This is a genomic window from Luteibacter rhizovicinus DSM 16549, assembly GCF_001887595.1.
Lineage (GTDB): Bacteria > Pseudomonadota > Gammaproteobacteria > Xanthomonadales > Rhodanobacteraceae > Luteibacter > Luteibacter rhizovicinus.
Genome location: NZ_CP017480.1, coordinates 3,375,328 through 3,390,916 on the forward strand (window position 1 = coordinate 3,375,328; position 15,589 = coordinate 3,390,916).

General features: G+C 66.5%; 12 protein-coding genes. 8 read left to right on the forward strand and 4 right to left on the reverse strand.

Annotation, left to right across the window (positions count from 1 at the left end):
* Positions 1 to 109 precede the first annotated feature (109 nt).
* From BJI69_RS15470 to BJI69_RS15485, 4 genes are read right to left on the reverse strand one after another with little or no spacing between them, the layout of a single operon-like run.
* A complete protein-coding gene (locus BJI69_RS15470; RefSeq protein ID WP_046968943.1) occupies positions 110 to 865 on the reverse strand; it encodes a DeoR/GlpR family DNA-binding transcription regulator in 756 nt (251 codons plus the stop codon).
* Complete coding sequence (locus tag BJI69_RS15475; protein WP_046968944.1) at positions 855 to 2,513, reverse strand: ABC transporter permease subunit; 1,659 nt, start codon at positions 2,511 to 2,513, stop codon at positions 855 to 857. The genes BJI69_RS15470 and BJI69_RS15475 overlap by 11 nt, the downstream gene beginning before the upstream one ends.
* Entirely contained in the window at positions 2,510 to 3,511 is a 1,002-nt protein-coding gene (locus BJI69_RS15480; RefSeq protein WP_046968945.1) for an ABC transporter ATP-binding protein, read from the reverse strand. Before BJI69_RS15480 ends, BJI69_RS15475 begins: the two co-directional genes overlap by 4 nt.
* Positions 3,512 to 3,539: 28 nt before the next feature.
* Positions 3,540 to 4,484 (reverse strand): extracellular solute-binding protein, encoded by a 945-nt coding sequence (locus BJI69_RS15485; RefSeq protein ID WP_211258528.1) that lies wholly within the window; start codon positions 4,482 to 4,484, stop codon positions 3,540 to 3,542.
* A gap of 227 nt (positions 4,485 to 4,711) precedes the next feature.
* On the opposite strand from BJI69_RS15485, the gene hisN reads away from it, so the two are divergent.
* The 8 genes from hisN to BJI69_RS23065 all read left to right on the forward strand — a co-directional run bounded on the left by hisN (position 4,712) and on the right by BJI69_RS23065 (position 14,813).
* Entirely contained in the window at positions 4,712 to 5,503 is a 792-nt protein-coding gene (gene hisN, locus BJI69_RS15490) for a histidinol-phosphatase (RefSeq protein WP_046968947.1), read from the forward strand.
* Positions 5,504 to 5,511: 8 nt separating this feature from the next.
* Entirely contained in the window at positions 5,512 to 7,641 is a 2,130-nt protein-coding gene (locus BJI69_RS15495) for a phosphocholine-specific phospholipase C (protein WP_046968948.1), read from the forward strand.
* Between the two features lie 141 nt (positions 7,642 to 7,782).
* Positions 7,783 to 8,703, forward strand: coding sequence for a 50S ribosomal protein L3 N(5)-glutamine methyltransferase (prmB, locus tag BJI69_RS15500; protein ID WP_046968949.1), 921 nt, complete (start codon positions 7,783 to 7,785; stop codon positions 8,701 to 8,703).
* 18 nt (positions 8,704 to 8,721) lie between these two features.
* A complete protein-coding gene (gene aroC / locus BJI69_RS15505; RefSeq protein WP_046968950.1) occupies positions 8,722 to 9,837 on the forward strand; it encodes a chorismate synthase in 1,116 nt (371 codons plus the stop codon).
* Positions 9,830 to 10,828 carry a 2-hydroxyacid dehydrogenase gene (locus tag BJI69_RS15510; RefSeq protein ID WP_046968951.1) on the forward strand — a complete coding sequence of 333 codons (999 nt, stop codon included), beginning with the start codon at positions 9,830 to 9,832 and terminating at the stop codon, positions 10,826 to 10,828. Before aroC ends, BJI69_RS15510 begins: the two co-directional genes overlap by 8 nt.
* A 31-nt stretch (positions 10,829 to 10,859) precedes the next feature.
* A complete protein-coding gene (locus BJI69_RS15515) occupies positions 10,860 to 11,888 on the forward strand; it encodes an aspartate-semialdehyde dehydrogenase (RefSeq protein ID WP_046968952.1) in 1,029 nt (342 codons plus the stop codon).
* Entirely contained in the window at positions 11,888 to 12,178 is a 291-nt protein-coding gene (locus tag BJI69_RS15520; RefSeq protein WP_046968953.1) for a hypothetical protein, read from the forward strand. The genes BJI69_RS15515 and BJI69_RS15520 overlap by 1 nt, the downstream gene beginning before the upstream one ends.
* 169 nt (positions 12,179 to 12,347) lie before the next feature.
* Positions 12,348 to 14,813 carry a motility hub landmark protein FimV gene (locus BJI69_RS23065; RefSeq protein WP_046968954.1) on the forward strand — a complete coding sequence of 822 codons (2,466 nt, stop codon included), beginning with the start codon at positions 12,348 to 12,350 and terminating at the stop codon, positions 14,811 to 14,813.
* The last annotated feature ends 776 nt before the right edge of the window (positions 14,814 to 15,589 follow it).

Genomic DNA, 15,589 nt, shown 5'->3' on the forward strand with positions numbered 1-15,589 from the left:
CGGAAAGGCTTTTAACATGATGGTGAGGATTCAATCGATCCAAGTAACAGGCGGAACAGGCCTTCCTGGCGCGTTCTTGTTTCAGGTGATGCGGGTGGGGCTAGGTCGATCAGGCATAGGCGATCTCCCCGATGGCTTTGCCGATGCCGGCGATCGCACGCGATTTTTCCGAGCGCCGGTCGGTGACCAGCACGTCGATACGGTCCGCGGGGCACCACGCGACGCGACTGCGTACGCCGATCTTCGAATGGTCGGCCGCGATCACGATGCGGCGTGCATTCGCGCACATGGCTCGTGCGATTTCGGCTTCTTCCATTTCGAAACTGCTGGCACCGGCTTTTGCCTCGATACCCACGGGCGAGAGGATCGCCAGGTGTGGCTGGTAGCGGGCGATTTCGGCGATGGTCGCCGAGCCGTTGGTGCACCCGATCTGTGCGTTGAAGCGGCCGCCGAGAAAATGGACTTCATTGCCCGTGCGCGCGGCGAAGCGTGCGGCGACGTCGACGGCATTGGTGACGATGGTCAGGCCGCTGCGCGTGGCGAGCGCTTCGGCGACCAGGGTCATCGTGCTGCCGGCATCCATGAAGATGGTCTGTCCGCTTTCGACCAGACTGGCGACTTTCTTGGCGATGGCGCGTTTCTCGCGCACGCGGGTGGCGTGGCGCACATCGATCGGCGGTTCGTCGCCGGTGAGCACCGCGCCGCCGTGTACGCGACGGATCTCGCCACGCTCGGCGAGTTCGACGAGGTCTCGGCGGATGGTCTCGCGCGACACGCCGAGCTCGGTCACGATGCGTTCGACGGATACCTGGCCGCTGGTGCGCAGCAGGTCGCGGATACGGGTATGTCGTTCTTCATGCCACATGGCGTCGGTCCTTGAGTGCGTGGAGGAGGAGGCGCATCGCCCCGAGGGCGAGCGCGCCGGCCACGACGACGCACATGGCGTACGCCGCGGCCTGGGCCAGGAACCCGTTTTCGTCCAGTCGCATGACGGCGACCGACGCGAGTCCCAGGCTGGGTGTCACGAGGAAGATCACGCCCGACAGGGTCACCAGTGAGCGCATGAACAGGTAGAAGAACGCCGAGACCGCTGCCGGCATCGCGAAGGGCAAAACGGCGTCGCGCAGCACGTGGCGCGTGTCGCCGCCGAACGATGCGACCGCGTCCTCCAGGGCGTCGGGCACCTGGCGCATGCCGGTCTGCATCGTGAGGAAGGCTTGCGCGTGATAGTGGTACAGGCTGCACGCCGCCACGATCGCGGCACTGCCGTAGAACCAGCCCGAAAGGGCGCCGTGGTTGAAGGTGAGTACGTAGCCGAGGCCGAGCACCATGCCTGGCACGGCGGCGGGCAGCGAGGCGAGCACCTGGAGCGGCCGCGCGATGCGCGGCGACGCGCGGCGCAATCCGGCGGCGAGGGCGAAGATCATCACCACGCCGACGATGGCGGCAAGCAGGGAGACGCCGAGCGAGGTTGCGACCGGACCGTAACCATCGGGCATGCCGCCGGTGTAGTTCGCCAGGGTGAGGGTGCGATCGTACGGCCACAGTTTCACGACACTGACGTACGCCACGGTGCCGACCACGGCGACCACCGGCACCAGCGCGATCACCGCGATGGCACCGAGCAGGGTGTCGCGCAGTGCGTGCGGGGCGGGCACCAGCGCGCGTCCCGGACTGGCATCGCCGCTGTCCTGCCGCCGTCTGGCGAGCCGTCCGAGCCACACCGAGAGCAGCGCTGGCGCAAGCAGGACCACGCCCAGGGTAGCGCCCATCGCGAAGTCGAGCTGTCCAACTACCTCGCTGTAGATCTCCATCGCCAACACGCGATAGCTGCCCCCGACGACGACGGCACTGCCGAAATCCGTGAGCGTCTCGGTGAAGACGAGGAAGGCGGCGGCGAGCAGGGCAAAACGCAGGCGAGGGACGGTGACATCGACGAACTGGCGCCAGGGCGTCGCACCCATCGATTCGGCGGCATCGTAATGACGTGCCGGCGTGCGTTCCAGTGCAGCGGACACGATGATGACGACCTGCGGCAACCCATACAGCGTGTTGGCGATCAGTAGTCCCCAGAAGCCGTAGATGTCCGTGGGCAGGCCGGTGAGGCGGTGAACCAGGCCGTTGCGACCGAGCAGGCAGACCAGTCCGAGACCGAGCACGAGCGACGGTGCAAGCATCGGCAGCAGCAGGGTGCCGCGGATCAGAAACTTGCCGGGCAGGCGCGAACGGTGAAGCGCCATCGCAAGGCCAAGCCCCAGCGCCATCGTGGTGAACGTCGTGGCGACACCGATGCTCAGGCTGTGCAAGGCGGCACGGGGCAAGCCCGGATCGTCGAACAGACGTCCATAGTTGGCGAGGGTGATCGCGCCATTGGCGTCGGTGACGCTACGCCAGAGCACGGTGAGCAAGGGCTGCACGAAGAACAGCAGCAAGCCCAGTACCGGCAGTGCGAGCAGGAGGGCGGCGCCAACGCGTGGGCGTGCGACGGCGCGAGGGAAGGCGAGGCTGCTCACGTATTCACCCAGGCGCCGCGGACGGCGTCGATCGACACGGCTTCGCCACGCACGAGCGGGCTGCGCCCGGGCAACTCGGCGAGGATACGGCGGCCGCGCCAGGCGACGTTGACGCGCGCCAGGTTGCCGAGAAAGGTGATGTCCTCGATCACGCCTTCACCGCGCGGGTCGGCGTCGACCACGAGGTCTTCAGGCCGCAGGCAGAGATCGAAGGTCGCGTCCGGACCGGGTGGACGGCGCTCCAGGAAGGCTGGCAGGGTCTCCCGCACAAAGGCCGTCGGTAGCAGGTTGGCGTGGCCGATGAAGTCGGCGACGAAGCGGGTCTTCGGGCGCTCGTAGAGACAACGCGGTGTACCGATCTGTTCGATACGCCCCTGGTTCATGCAGACGATGGTGTCCGCCATGGCCAGCGCTTCATCCTGATCATGCGTAACCATGATGGTCGGGATGCCGAGCGAACGCTGGAGTGCGCGAATCTCGCCGCGCAGCTGGGCGCGAATGGCCGGATCGAGTGCGGAGAGCGGTTCGTCGAGCAGGAGCATCGAGGGGTTGGCGGCCAGCGCGCGGGCCAGCGCCACGCGTTGCTGCTGACCACCGGAGAGCTGGTCGGGGAAACGCGCGGCGAGTGTGCCGAGGCCGACACGCTCCAGCCACTGGCCGGTGTGCGTGGCGATGGCCGCCGGCGATTCGCCGCGCAGACGCATCGGGTAGCCGATGTTCGCCGCGACGGTCATGTCGGGGAACAGCGAATACGACTGGAAGACCAGGCCCATGCGGCGTTCCCGCGCGGGCAGGGTGGTGATGTCGCGGCCGTCGAGGATGACCCGGCCGCGATCGGGGGTGGTCAGTCCGGCAACGATGCGCAGCAAGGTGGTCTTGCCGCAGCCGCTGGGACCGAGCAGGCAGACGAAATCGCCCTCGCCGGCATGAAACGACACACCGTCGAGCACGGTATGTCCGCCCCAGGCCTTTCCGATGTCATCGATGCGAAGATGCATTCCCCTCGTCTCCCCGGCAGCCGACGCGTCAGCGCGTCAGTTGCTTGAACCTGGCAATAAGTGCCGCGCGCTCGCGCGCCGCGGTAGCGAAGTCGCGCGCAGGCAGCGTCGCGACAAGATGAGCCGGCAAGCCCTGCCGAAGCTGTTCGTCCGTGGGCTCGCTTCCCGGGGTCGCGACGATTTCCTTGAAGCCGCGATACAACACGGCGGCGTCGGCCGACGCGGTCCAGTCGAGAAAGCGTTGCGTATCCGTGGCGTGGGCGCTGTTTTTCATCAGCGCCGAGCCTTCGAGCTCGTAGCCGGCGCCGTCCCCCGGAATCACCATGGTGATCGGGTAACCCTGGCGGATCGATTGCATGGCCGAGAACGCGAACGAGATGCCGATGGGAAACTCGCCGATGCGCGCCAGCTTGCAAGGCGCCGATCCGGAGAGTGTTTCCTGGCCCACATTGCGTGCGATGTCGGTCACCAGGCGCATGCCTTCCGTGCTGCGTCCCGCGTCGGAAAGTGACGAAAGCACCATGTATCCCGTTCCGGATGAGGCGGGATCCGGCATCGCGATCTGCCCGCGGTACATCGGCGAGGTCAGGTCGCGCCAGGTGCGCGGCATCGGCAGCCCGTGCTCGGCGAGTGCCTCGCGGTTGACGCAAAGCGCCGCCAGATAACCGGTGGGCGCGAACCACCTCGCGTCGGTGCCACGAAAGCTCGCCGGCATCCGGTCGATGTTGCTACCGTGAACGGGCTCGAGCAGGGCGGCGATGCGGGGGTCGAGCATATCGGTGACGGCCATGCCCCAGATCGCGTCGTTGCGCGGCTCGGCCGATTCGGCCAGCAGCCGCGCTGCGAGATCGCCGCTGGACAGGCGAAGCACGTGCACGTCGATATCCGGTAACGCCTTCTTCGCCGCCGCCAGATAGATCGCTATCTCGTCGCTTTCCAGCGCCGAGTAAACGGTGACGTCGCCGGCACGCACGGTTCCGCATGCCGCGAGCAGCGCAAGTACGCTTCCGATTTGGCGGTATGCACGCATGGTTGCCGGCCCAGTCCCCAAGGTTGAAAGATGACACATCCGTGTGGCGATTTGGGTATATTTGCAAACATGGGGCATACGGTCCAGCGAAGAATTTTCGTTTTTGTCATCAATCCGAAACGTGCAAACGCTAGATGGCGCACGTTTTTTTCAGCCCAGGAGTGTCATTGATGGAATCGTTGTCCGCCGCGGAGCGGAAGGAATTCGAGGTGTTTGCCACCGGCATCGCCGACAATGCACGCGCCTTCTCGTTGCCTCGCTTCCGCCAGCCGGTCGACGTCACCCTGAAGGGTGACATGAGTCCCGTGACAGCCGTGGACCGGGGCGTGGAGTCCATGCTTCGCGAACGGATCGGCAGTGCCTGGCCGGAGCACGGCCTGCTGGGTGAGGAATATGGGGCGACCCGCACCGATGCCGAGTTCGTCTGGTCGATCGACCCGATCGACGGCACGCGCAGCTTCATCTCGGGCTGGCCGCTGTGGGGTACGCTGCTGGCCTTGCTTCGTAACGGCACCCCCATGCTCGGCATCCTCGATATGCCGGCGCTCGATGAGCGCTGGATTGGCCACGTCGGCGTCGGTACGACGATGAACGGCGCACGCTGCCGGACGAGCGGATGCACGACCCTGGACGCCGCCACGCTGTACACCACCACGCCGGACATGTTCACCGCCGACGAATGGGCGCGTTTCGACCGCACCAGCCGTGCGGCTTATACCCGACGCTTCGGTGGCGACTGCTACGGCTACGGCATGCTGGCTTCCGGCCACATCGACGCCGTGATCGAGGCGAATCTCATGCCCTACGACTATCTGGCCATCGCACCGGTGGTCCAGGCGGCGGGTGGCGTCATCACCGACTGGGAAGGCCGCGCGCTGGGCCTCGACAGCGGCGGTCGCGTGGTCGCCGCGGCGACGCCGGCCCTGCATGCCGCCCTGATCGAATCGCTGGCCAGGGACTGAGTCGAACCATGGTTTCCCGCGATCGCCGCCGTTTCCTTCATGCCGCCGGCGCCGCGGTAGCCGCCTCCCTGATCGCGCAAGGCGTACCTGCGTCCATTGCGCGTGCGCTGGCGACGCCGGCAGACCGGCGGACCGGCACCATCGCGGACGTGGCCCATGTGGTCATCCTCATGCAGGAGAACCGTTCGTTCGACCATTACTTCGGCAGCCTTCGGGGTGTGCGGGGCTTCGCCGATCCCCGCGTGGTGGAGTTGGCCAATGGCGATCCGATCTGGCGCCAGCCCGTTGCGACCACGCATACGAAGTACTGGAAATCGCGTGGTGTGGCCGACGACGTGGCCTGGGTCTATCCCTTCCACCTGGATACGCGCGCCAGCGGTGACCATCACGAAGGCACCGATCACGGCTGGAGCACCGGTCACGGGGCATGGAATCTTGCTCGCAGCGATCGCTGGATCGAGCAGAAGCAGGATGTACTGACGATGGCGTACCTGCGCCGCGAGGATGCTGCGTTTCACTACGCCCTCGCCGACGCATTCACCGTCTGTGACGCGTACCACGCCTCCGCGCTCGCCGACACGGCGATCAATCGCATTTACCTGTGGAGCGGCACCTCCGATCCGTCCGGCCGCCTGGGCAGCAAGGACAATGGTCCAGGTAGCGAGGAGCGTCCCGGCAGCAACGGCTATACGTGGACGACGTATCCGGAACGGCTGGAAAAAGCGGGCGTGAGCTGGCGTGTCTACCAGGGCGGCACCGGCGAGCCGGGTTCGCCGACGGACAATTACACGGATAACTCGCTCGAATTCTTCGCCAGGTACCAGGTCAAGGAGGGCGCCGATCCCACGGGGCCGCTGGTGCGCAACGGCGTCTCGACACATACGCTGCGCGAGCTTCGCGACGATGTGCGGCTGGACCGGTTGCCGCAGGTGAGCTGGATCGTCGCGCCGTACAAGTACAGCGAGCATCCGACCTCATCGCCCGCGGACGGCGCGTTCTACATCCGCAGCGTGCTCGATGCCCTCACGGCGAATCCGACGGTGTGGGGCCGTACCGTGCTGTTCCTCAACTACGACGAGAACGACGGCTTTTTCGACCATGTGGTGCCGCCGGCGCCGCCCTTGGAAAGCGGGCAGGGTGGCGACGGCGTGGTCTCGGACGACCTGATTGCGGGCCTTGCCGAGGAAATCGTGGATCTCGATGCCCACCCGCGCATCGTCGCGCCCCTGGTTCCGGGTAGCGACCCGGGCGGTGAGCAACCGGTTGGCCTGGGCAATCGCGTACCGATGATCGTCGTGTCCCCATGGACGCGTGGCGGCTGGGTGTGCTCGGAAACCTTCGATCACACCTCGGTGCTTCGGTTCCTGGAAAAACGCTTTGGTGTCGAAGAGCCGAATATCAGCAGCTGGCGTCGCTCGATCTGCGGCGATCTGACCAGCGCGTTCGATTTTGCCGGGACGACGGATCGCCACGTGCCGAAGATCGCCCTGCCGGCAGGCTCCGCAGGGAAGGCGCCGATCCAGGTGCCCTCCGCACAGTCGATGCCGACGCAGGAGGCCGGCGTGCGCCCGGCGCGAGCGCTCGGCTACGCGTGGACCGTCGAGCATCGCCTCGAGGCGGGCTTCAGTCGCATCGCCATCACCAACACCGGTGCCAGTGGCGCTGCGTTTCTCGTCTACGACGGTCTGGATCGTGAGGCCGCTCCTCGCCGTTACGCGGTGAGTGCCGGTCAGGGCATCGTCGACGAATGGACGCTGGCACGCGCGGGCGATGCGTATAACCGCCGTATCCATGGGCCCAATGGATACCTCGCGGCCATGCGTGGCTTTGCCGATGACGCGCTCGAGGCCAGTATTCATGGCCTGCCCGGTGTGCGTGCCGTCGAGGTGGTCCTGACCAACACAGGCTCAAAGCCGCTGGACTGCCGGGTGACTAACGCCTATTCCGGCGACCAAGGCCAAGCGCTCACCCTTGCGCCCGGGGCCCGCGGGACGCTCACTCTCGAGCTTTCCGCCAGTGCGGGCTGGTACGACGTTGCGATTGCGATGCCGGACGCCCCTCGCTACCTGCGACGCTTCGCCGGGCATCACGAGGACGGCCGGCCATCCACGAGCGATCCCGGTCCCAGAGTGGTCTGATCCGCCCTTGTGGGAGCCGCTTCAGCGGCGATGGGTTCGAGGCAACCTGGCTATCGCCGCTGAAGCGGCTCCCACACAAGGCCTAATAGGGCCGCCCGGGCCGCTATACTCACGAGCCAGCCACACCGAAAGCCCCCGCCCGTGACCAGCGAACTGTCCTCCATCATCGATTTCATCCGCTACGGCGCCAGCCGTTTCTCGGCCGCCGGCCTGACCTTCGGGCATAGCCACGACAATCCGATCGACGAGGCGACGCATCTGGTCCTGGCCGCACTGCACCTGCCGCCGGACCTGCCGCCGGCCTATGGCACAGGCACGCTGGTGTCCGATGAGCGTGAGAAAGTCCTGGCGCTGATCGAGCGCCGGATCGCCGAACGCGTGCCGGTGGCCTACCTGGTGGGCGAGACCTGGTTCGCCGGCCTCAAGTTCAAGAGCGACCGCCGCGCCCTCGTGCCGCGCTCGCCCATCGCCGAACTGATCGAAAGCCGCTTCACCCCGTGGCTGGACGACCGCCACGTGGAACGTGCGCTCGATCTGTGCACCGGCTCGGGCTGCATCGGCATCGCCATGGCCGAATACAACACCGACTGGCAGGTCGACCTGGTCGACGTGAGCGACGATGCCTTGTCGCTGGCCAACGAGAACATCGCCTACCAGCACGCCGAAGACCGCGTGCGGGCGATCAAGTCGGACCTCTTCGACGGCGTGAAGGGCGAGGTCTACGACCTCATCGTGTCCAACCCGCCGTATGTCACGAATGACGAATACGCCGCCATGCCGGCCGAATACAGCCATGAACCGGTCCTCGGCCTGACATCGGGCGATGATGGACTGGACATCACGCTGCGCATCCTCGACGAAGCCGCCGACCATCTCAGCGAAGATGGCCTGTTGATCGTCGAAGTGGGCGACAGCGAGCACGCCCTGGTCGCGCTGCTGCCGCGCCTGCCTTTCGTCTGGCTGGAGTTCAAGGTCGGCCAGATGGGCATCTTCGCGCTGGAGCGCCGTGACCTGCTCGAGCATGCCGCTGACATCGCCGCTGCGCGCGCCGCGAGAAACTAAACCCCTATCGGAAGCACCGTGTCCTCCAATACGTTCGGCAAGCTCCTCTCCGTCACCACGTTCGGCGAAAGCCACGGCCCGGCGATCGGGTGTGTGATCGACGGCTGTCCTCCCGGCCTCGCGCTCGACGCCGGCGAGTTCCGTGCCGATCTCGAACGGCGTGCCACCGGACGCTCGCGACACACGTCGCAGCGCCGGGAGGCGGACGATATCGAGATCCTCTCGGGGGTCTACGAAGGCGTTACCACGGGCACGCCGATCGCCTTGCTGATCCGCAATACGGATGCCCGCAGCAAGGATTACGGCAACATCCTCGAGACGTTCCGCCCGGGCCACGCCGACTACACCTATTGGCAGAAGTACGGTGTGCGCGATCCGCGGGGCGGTGGCCGTTCGTCGGCACGCGAGACCACCATGCGCGTCGCTGCCGGCGTCGTGGCCAAGAAATGGCTGGCGGAGCGCCATGGCGTCACCGTCCAGGGTCACGTCTCCCAGATCGGCGAGGTCGTGCCGCGCGGTTTCGATGCCAGCGCTATCGAAAGCAGTCCGTTCTTCTGGCCCGACGCCGGGCAGGTTCCCGAGTTGGAGACCTATATGGATGCCCTGCGCAAGTCGGGCGACTCCGTGGGCGCCCGGGTCACCGTCATCGCCGACAACGTGCCGGCGGGCTGGGGCGAGCCCATCTACGGCAAGCTCGACGGCGAACTGGCGGCGGCCATGATGTCGATCAATGCGGTGAAGGGCGTGGAGATCGGCGACGGTTTCGCTGCCGTGGCCCAGCGGGGCAGCCAGCACCGCGATGAAATGACCGCCGACGGCTTCCTGTCCAATCATGCAGGCGGCATCCTGGGTGGCATCGCTTCGGGTCAGCCCGTGGTGGTCTCCGTGGCCTTCAAGCCTACGTCGAGCATCCTGATTCCCGGCCGCAGCGTGGACCGGGCAGGGGAGGCGACCGAAGTCGTCACCAAGGGCCGCCACGATCCCTGTGTGGGGATTCGCGCCGTACCCATCGTCGAAGCCATGCTGGCCCTCGTCCTGATGGACCAGGCCCTGCGCCATCGCGCCCAGTGCGGCGATGTAGGCGCGGTGCCGCCGCGGATCCCGGGCACGTTGCAGGGCGCATCGCATGACTAAGCCGAAGGTCTGGATATCCCGGCCGTTCTTCCCCGACATCGTCGATCGCCTGCGCGAGCATTTCGATGTGAGCGCCGAGCCCGAAGAACGAGCTTTCTCCGCTGCCGAACTCGCCGAGCGTCTCGCCGACAGCGACGCGGCCATCGTCGGTCTGGCCGACAAGATCGATGGCAAGGTCCTCGAGGCTGCCCCGAAGCTTCGCTTCGTGGCCAACCTGGGCGTGGGCTACAACAATCTCGACATCGATGCCCTGACCCAGGCTGGCGTCGGTGCCTCGAACACGCCCGACGTCCTCAACGAGACAGTCGCCGACTACGCCTGGGCGCTGATGCTTGCCGCGGCCCGCCGCGTCGGCGAGGCCGAGCGCTGGCTGCGTGATGGCCAGTGGCATGGATCGCGGTTCGAGGGCTGGCTCGGCGCGGATGTCCATGGCAAGACGATCGGCATCCTCGGCATGGGCCGCATTGGCCAGGCCATCGCCCGTCGCGCCGCGGGTTTTCGGGCGCGGGTGATCTATCACAACCGCTCGCGGCTCGATGCCGCACTCGAGCGCGAATGCGCGGCGACCTATGTCGACAAGGCCAGCCTGCTGGCCCAGTCCGATCATTTGATCCTCGTGCTGCCCTACACGCCGGCCAACCACCACGCGATCGGCGAGGCCGAGCTGAAGGCCATGAAGCCGACGGCAGTGCTGGTGAATATCGCCCGTGGCGGCATCGTCGACGATGCCGCGCTCGCTCGCGCCCTGGCCACCGGCACCATCGCCTCGGCGGGGGTGGATGTGTTCGAAGGGGAGCCTTCGGTGCACCCCGATCTGCTGAAAATCGAAAATATCGTGCTCAGTCCGCACATCGCCAGCGCAAGTCGCGACACACGTCGCGATATGGCGGCTCTGGCTGTGGACAATGTGCTGGCGGCGTTCGGACATGGTCCTCACGCCGGCCGGCCACCCACGATCATCAATCCGGGTGTGCTGGCCGACGCCAGCTGACCTGTTTCTCCACGCCCTGACGAAAGCGAAAATGAGCAAGAAGACGAGTTACAAGGTGGCCATGGTGGGTGCGACCGGCGCGGTCGGCGAAACCCTCCTTTCGATCCTCGCCGAGCGGGATTTTCCGGTCAGCGAACTGGTACCCCTGGCGAGCGAGCGCTCGGCGGGCGGTACGGTCGACTTCGCCGGAAAACCTTACGTCGTCCAGGATCTCGCCAAGTACGACTTCGAGGGCGTCGACATCGCCTTCTTCTCGGCCGGCGGCTCGGTCAGCCGGGAGCACGCCCCGCGCGCCGCCGCGGCCGGCGCCGTGGTGATCGATAACACCTCCGAATTCCGCTACCAGGACGACATTCCCCTGGTGGTCTCGGAAGTGAACCCGCACGCCATCGCCCAGTACACGGTCCGCGGGATCATCGCCAACCCGAATTGCTCGACCATGGGCATGCTGGTGGCGCTGGCGCCGATCCACCGCGAGGCGGGCATCGAGCGAATCAACGTCGCCACCTATCAGTCGGTATCCGGGGCGGGTCGCAGCGGTCTCGAGGAGCTGGGCAAGCAAACCGCCCAGATGCTCAATTTCCAGGAGGTCGAGACCTCCAAGTTTCCCAAGCAGATCGCCTTCAACGTCATCCCGCAGATCGACGACTTCCAGCCTAACGGCTACACCAAGGAAGAAATGAAGATGGTCTGGGAGACCCGGAAGATCCTCGAGGATCCCTCGATCCAGGTGAACCCGACCGCGGTGCGCGTGCCGGTGTTCTACGGCCACTCCGAGGCCGTGCACATCGAGACGCGCGACAAGATCACCGCCGAGCGCGCCCGTGAACTGCTGGAAGCGGCACCGGGCGTGGTCGTGCAGGACGAGCGCAAGCCGGGCGGCTATCCCACCCCTGTCGGCGATGTCGCCGGCAAGGATCCCGTTTTCGTCGGCCGTATCCGCGAAGACATTTCCCACGACCGCGGGCTCGACCTGTGGGTCGTGTCCGACAATATCCGCAAGGGTGCGGCACTCAACGCCGTGCAGATCGCGGAGATCCTGATCGAGGACTATCTGTAATGAAGCATCGCGCCGCCATCGCCTGCCTGCTCGTTGTGCTCTCGCCCCTGGCGACCGCCGCCCAGCAATCCCAGACGAAGGCGGCGCAGGCCGACCCCGCCGCCGTGACCCGTGCCAAGGTCGTGGCAGTGCAGGGGGAGGCGAAGGCGGAGGACGCCAACGTGAAGCAGCTCAAGGCCCGGGTTGACGCGCTGGAGTCCGATACGCATGCCGCAAGTCGCCAGCTGGACGATCGGGACCGGAAAATTGCCGAACTCGAGCGCGAGCTGAACGCCCAGCGCAAGCCATAACATGTAAGGGGGGCGTGTACGGGCCTCGCGACCGACTCAACGTTGTCGCGTAACTGCCCGTACTCGCTATTGTTAGTTGTTGCTGGGGTGCACTACAGTGGCGCCTTCGCGGCCGACCGCCCGAAAGAGGCGTGCCGTCAGCATGGTATTAGTTCGGGGGAAGCGAGTAATGAACCGTACGTTGAAGCTGTCGATCATGCTGGCGCTTGCCACGGGGGGCGGTCACGCCCTGGCGCAGGACCTGGGCCCGGTCCAGGTGCGCTCGACCATGGACCAGCCGCTGGTAGCGGAAATCCCACTGACTGGCGTATCGAGCAAGATCGATAACGTCCATGTCGCCCTCGCCTCGGAAGAGGCGTTCTCCCGCGCGGGCCTGAACCGCGGCGGCCTGCCGGTGGCGCTCACCTTCGTGGTGGCCAAGAACGCCAGCGGCCAGCCGGTCATCAAGGTGACCAGCACCGCACCGGTGCGCGATACCTATCTCGATTTCCTGGTCGAGGTCTCCACCGACGGCAACAAGGTCGTCCGTGAGATCACGATGCTGCTCGACCCGCCGGGTACCCCGGCGTCCACGGCCGGCACGACGGCCAGTGCGCCTGCGGCCAAGCCGTCGCGCACCTCGGACGTGCCGTCCCGCGTGCCCGCGCATAGCGAATCGCGTGCTTCGCGCAGCGAATCGACGCCGGCTCCTGCCCGCGCCACCGCGTCCTCGGCTGATGGCTCGGTGACGGTGCAGCGTGGCCAGAACCTGTCGACGATCGCTCGCGACCACACCAGTGGCGCCGACATCAACCAGGTCCTGCTGGCGTTGCACAAGGCCAATCCTGACGCCTTCTACCGCGACAACATCAATGCGCTGAAGACCGGCGCCGTGCTGCGCATTCCTTCCGCCGACGACGTCCAGGCCCAGTCGGCTGCGGCGGCGCTCGCCGAAGTGCGCCGCCAGAACGAGGCATGGCGCTCGGGGGCGGCTCGCTCGCCCTCCGTGGTGGCCGACGCCGCCTCCACGGGTGCGGCGCAGGCACCGAGCAAGGCGGCGGCTCCCGCTAACGATCGCCTCGCCATCGTCCCTTCGAAGGAAGGTGGTGACGCGGCGTCCACCCGTGCCGGTACCAAGGACGGCACGGGCGACGCCCAGGTGGCTGGCCTGAAGCAGGAGCTGAGCACCTCGCAGGAGTCCGTCGTCTCGCTCAAGCAGCAGGGCGCCGAGCTGAAGTCGCGGATCGGCGATCTCGAAGAAATCAATACCAAGAACCAGCGCCTGATCAGCCTGAAGGACTCGGAGATCGCCGAGCTTCAGCGCAAGCTGGCCGAAACGCGCAAGGCCGCAGGGCAGCCGGCAACGGCCGCCACGGTGGCGGCACCCGCACAGGCTCCCGCACAGGCGGCTCCGGCCGCCTCGCCGGCCGTGCCGGCGACGGCCGCCGTCGTCGCAGCGGCTCCGGTCGCGCCCGCGCATGCGGCCACCGTGTCGTCTCCCGCCGTCGTCACGACACCGGTCCAGGCGCCGGTCGCGGCGACACCCGCTCCAGCGGCCAAGCCGCCCGTACACAAGGTCACGCCGCCGACGGTCGTCGAGGACGATCCCTGGTACCTGCAGACCTGGGCATGGGGCGGCGGCGCGATCGTCATCCTGCTGCTCCTGGTCGCCGCCGTATTCGGCCGGAAGAAGACCTCGGTCGTAGCGGGTCCGGCATCCGCCTCCCTAGCGGATCGTTTCGCCCGTGAGCCGAACTTCGACACCTTCGGTCACAACGACGCGATGGACCAGGATCAGCGCGAGATCCTCGACGCGCTGGCCGAACACCCGGACGACATCGGCCTGCACCTGGAGCTGGTGAGCCTGTATTACGGTCGCCGTGACGTCGAGCATTTCGAAGCCGCCGCCGAGGCCATGTTCGCCCACGTTGCCGACCCGGAGCAGCCGGAATGGCGCGAAGTGGTCACGATGGGTGAGGACCTCGCTCCCAGCCACCCGCTGTTCGGCGGCGTGCCGGTGGACGAGATCGATGATCCGTACGATCACGAGGGTGGCCTCCCTGACGACCACGACCGTTATAAGCCGGGCGCCGTTCACCCGGTCGACGACGTGGCCGCCGTCGAGCAGTTCGACCTCGGCAACTACGTGACGGGTGCGGACGAGGATGATCGTCCGGCCGCGCCGACGCCGCAGAAGCACAGCGAATACCACTTCAACTTCGACCTGACGCCCGTGCAGCGCGCCGAGGCCGAGCGTCGTCCGAACGCACCGGGCGTCTTCGACGCCGACGCGCCGGATTCGCTCTACGGCGAGGCACCGGCACACGGTTCGGCCGGGAACGTCGCGAGCGATGCGGTTCCGGTCAGCGACGACCGCGCATCCTGGTCGTTCAATGACGAGACCGAAGCGGCTGCCACCTCCGCCCATGACCTTCCGCGTTTCGACGAGCCGACCTTCCCCGACGAAGAGCCGCTTGCCGACCACAACCCGGAAAGCTTCAGCGACGACCCGGTCGACACCAAGCTCGACCTGGCCCGCGCGTACCTCGACATGGGAGACGCCGAAGGCGCCCGCCTCATGCTCGACGAAGTGATGTCGGAAGGCACGCAGATGCAGCGGGACACCGCCAAGCGGATCCTCAACGACATCGTCTGACCCGATCCACCCCCTTGTGGGAGCCGATTCATCGGCGATGCTCTTAAAAAATGCCCCGGCCAGCCCGGGGCTTTTTTTATCGGTTCACTCGGTGTCCACTCTCGCTGGGGGGTGAGGCAAAGAGCCTTCGGTGCCCGCCCTCGCTGCTCAGACAGGTCCCCCGCGTTCCGTAAAGGAAAGGCCGCTAACGCGGCCCATGGTTCTATTTGGCCTGCGGCCGCTCCACTTGTGCGGAACTCGCCTCGAGGGTGGACACCGAAGACTCTTCCCATCCCTGAGGTTCGTGCGAGTCGAGCCGACGAAGCAACGCTGCTTTGGCTGCCGGCTCGTCGCCATCGCCATCGCCAAACGGTCGACCCGGCGAGCCGGTCGCGATCCTCCGCCCTAGACAGCGCAGCAGCGAGGAAGGCGCTCACCAAGCCGGAGTGTACGTACCCGCACGTCTGCCGTAACGGCCCACTTCGGCGACCGCAACCGTCCTGCCGGCTCGCCTTCGAGCTAACCGTATCGTCGTGAGAGACCTTGGTGTCCACCCTCGAGGCGAGTTCCGCACAAGTGGAGCGGCCGTAGGCCAGATTAAGTACACGGCCGCGTTAGCGGCCTTTCCTTTACGGAACGCGGAGGACCTGTCTGAGCAGCGAGGGTGGACACCAAGGTCTCCCCGCGAGACGCCCAAGTGTAAAGAGCGACGGCACAGCCGAGCCGTCTGTGCCGGCGGTGGTGGGGGGTACCGTAACCTGGCTATCGCCGATGAATCGGCTCCTACATTTGTGGGT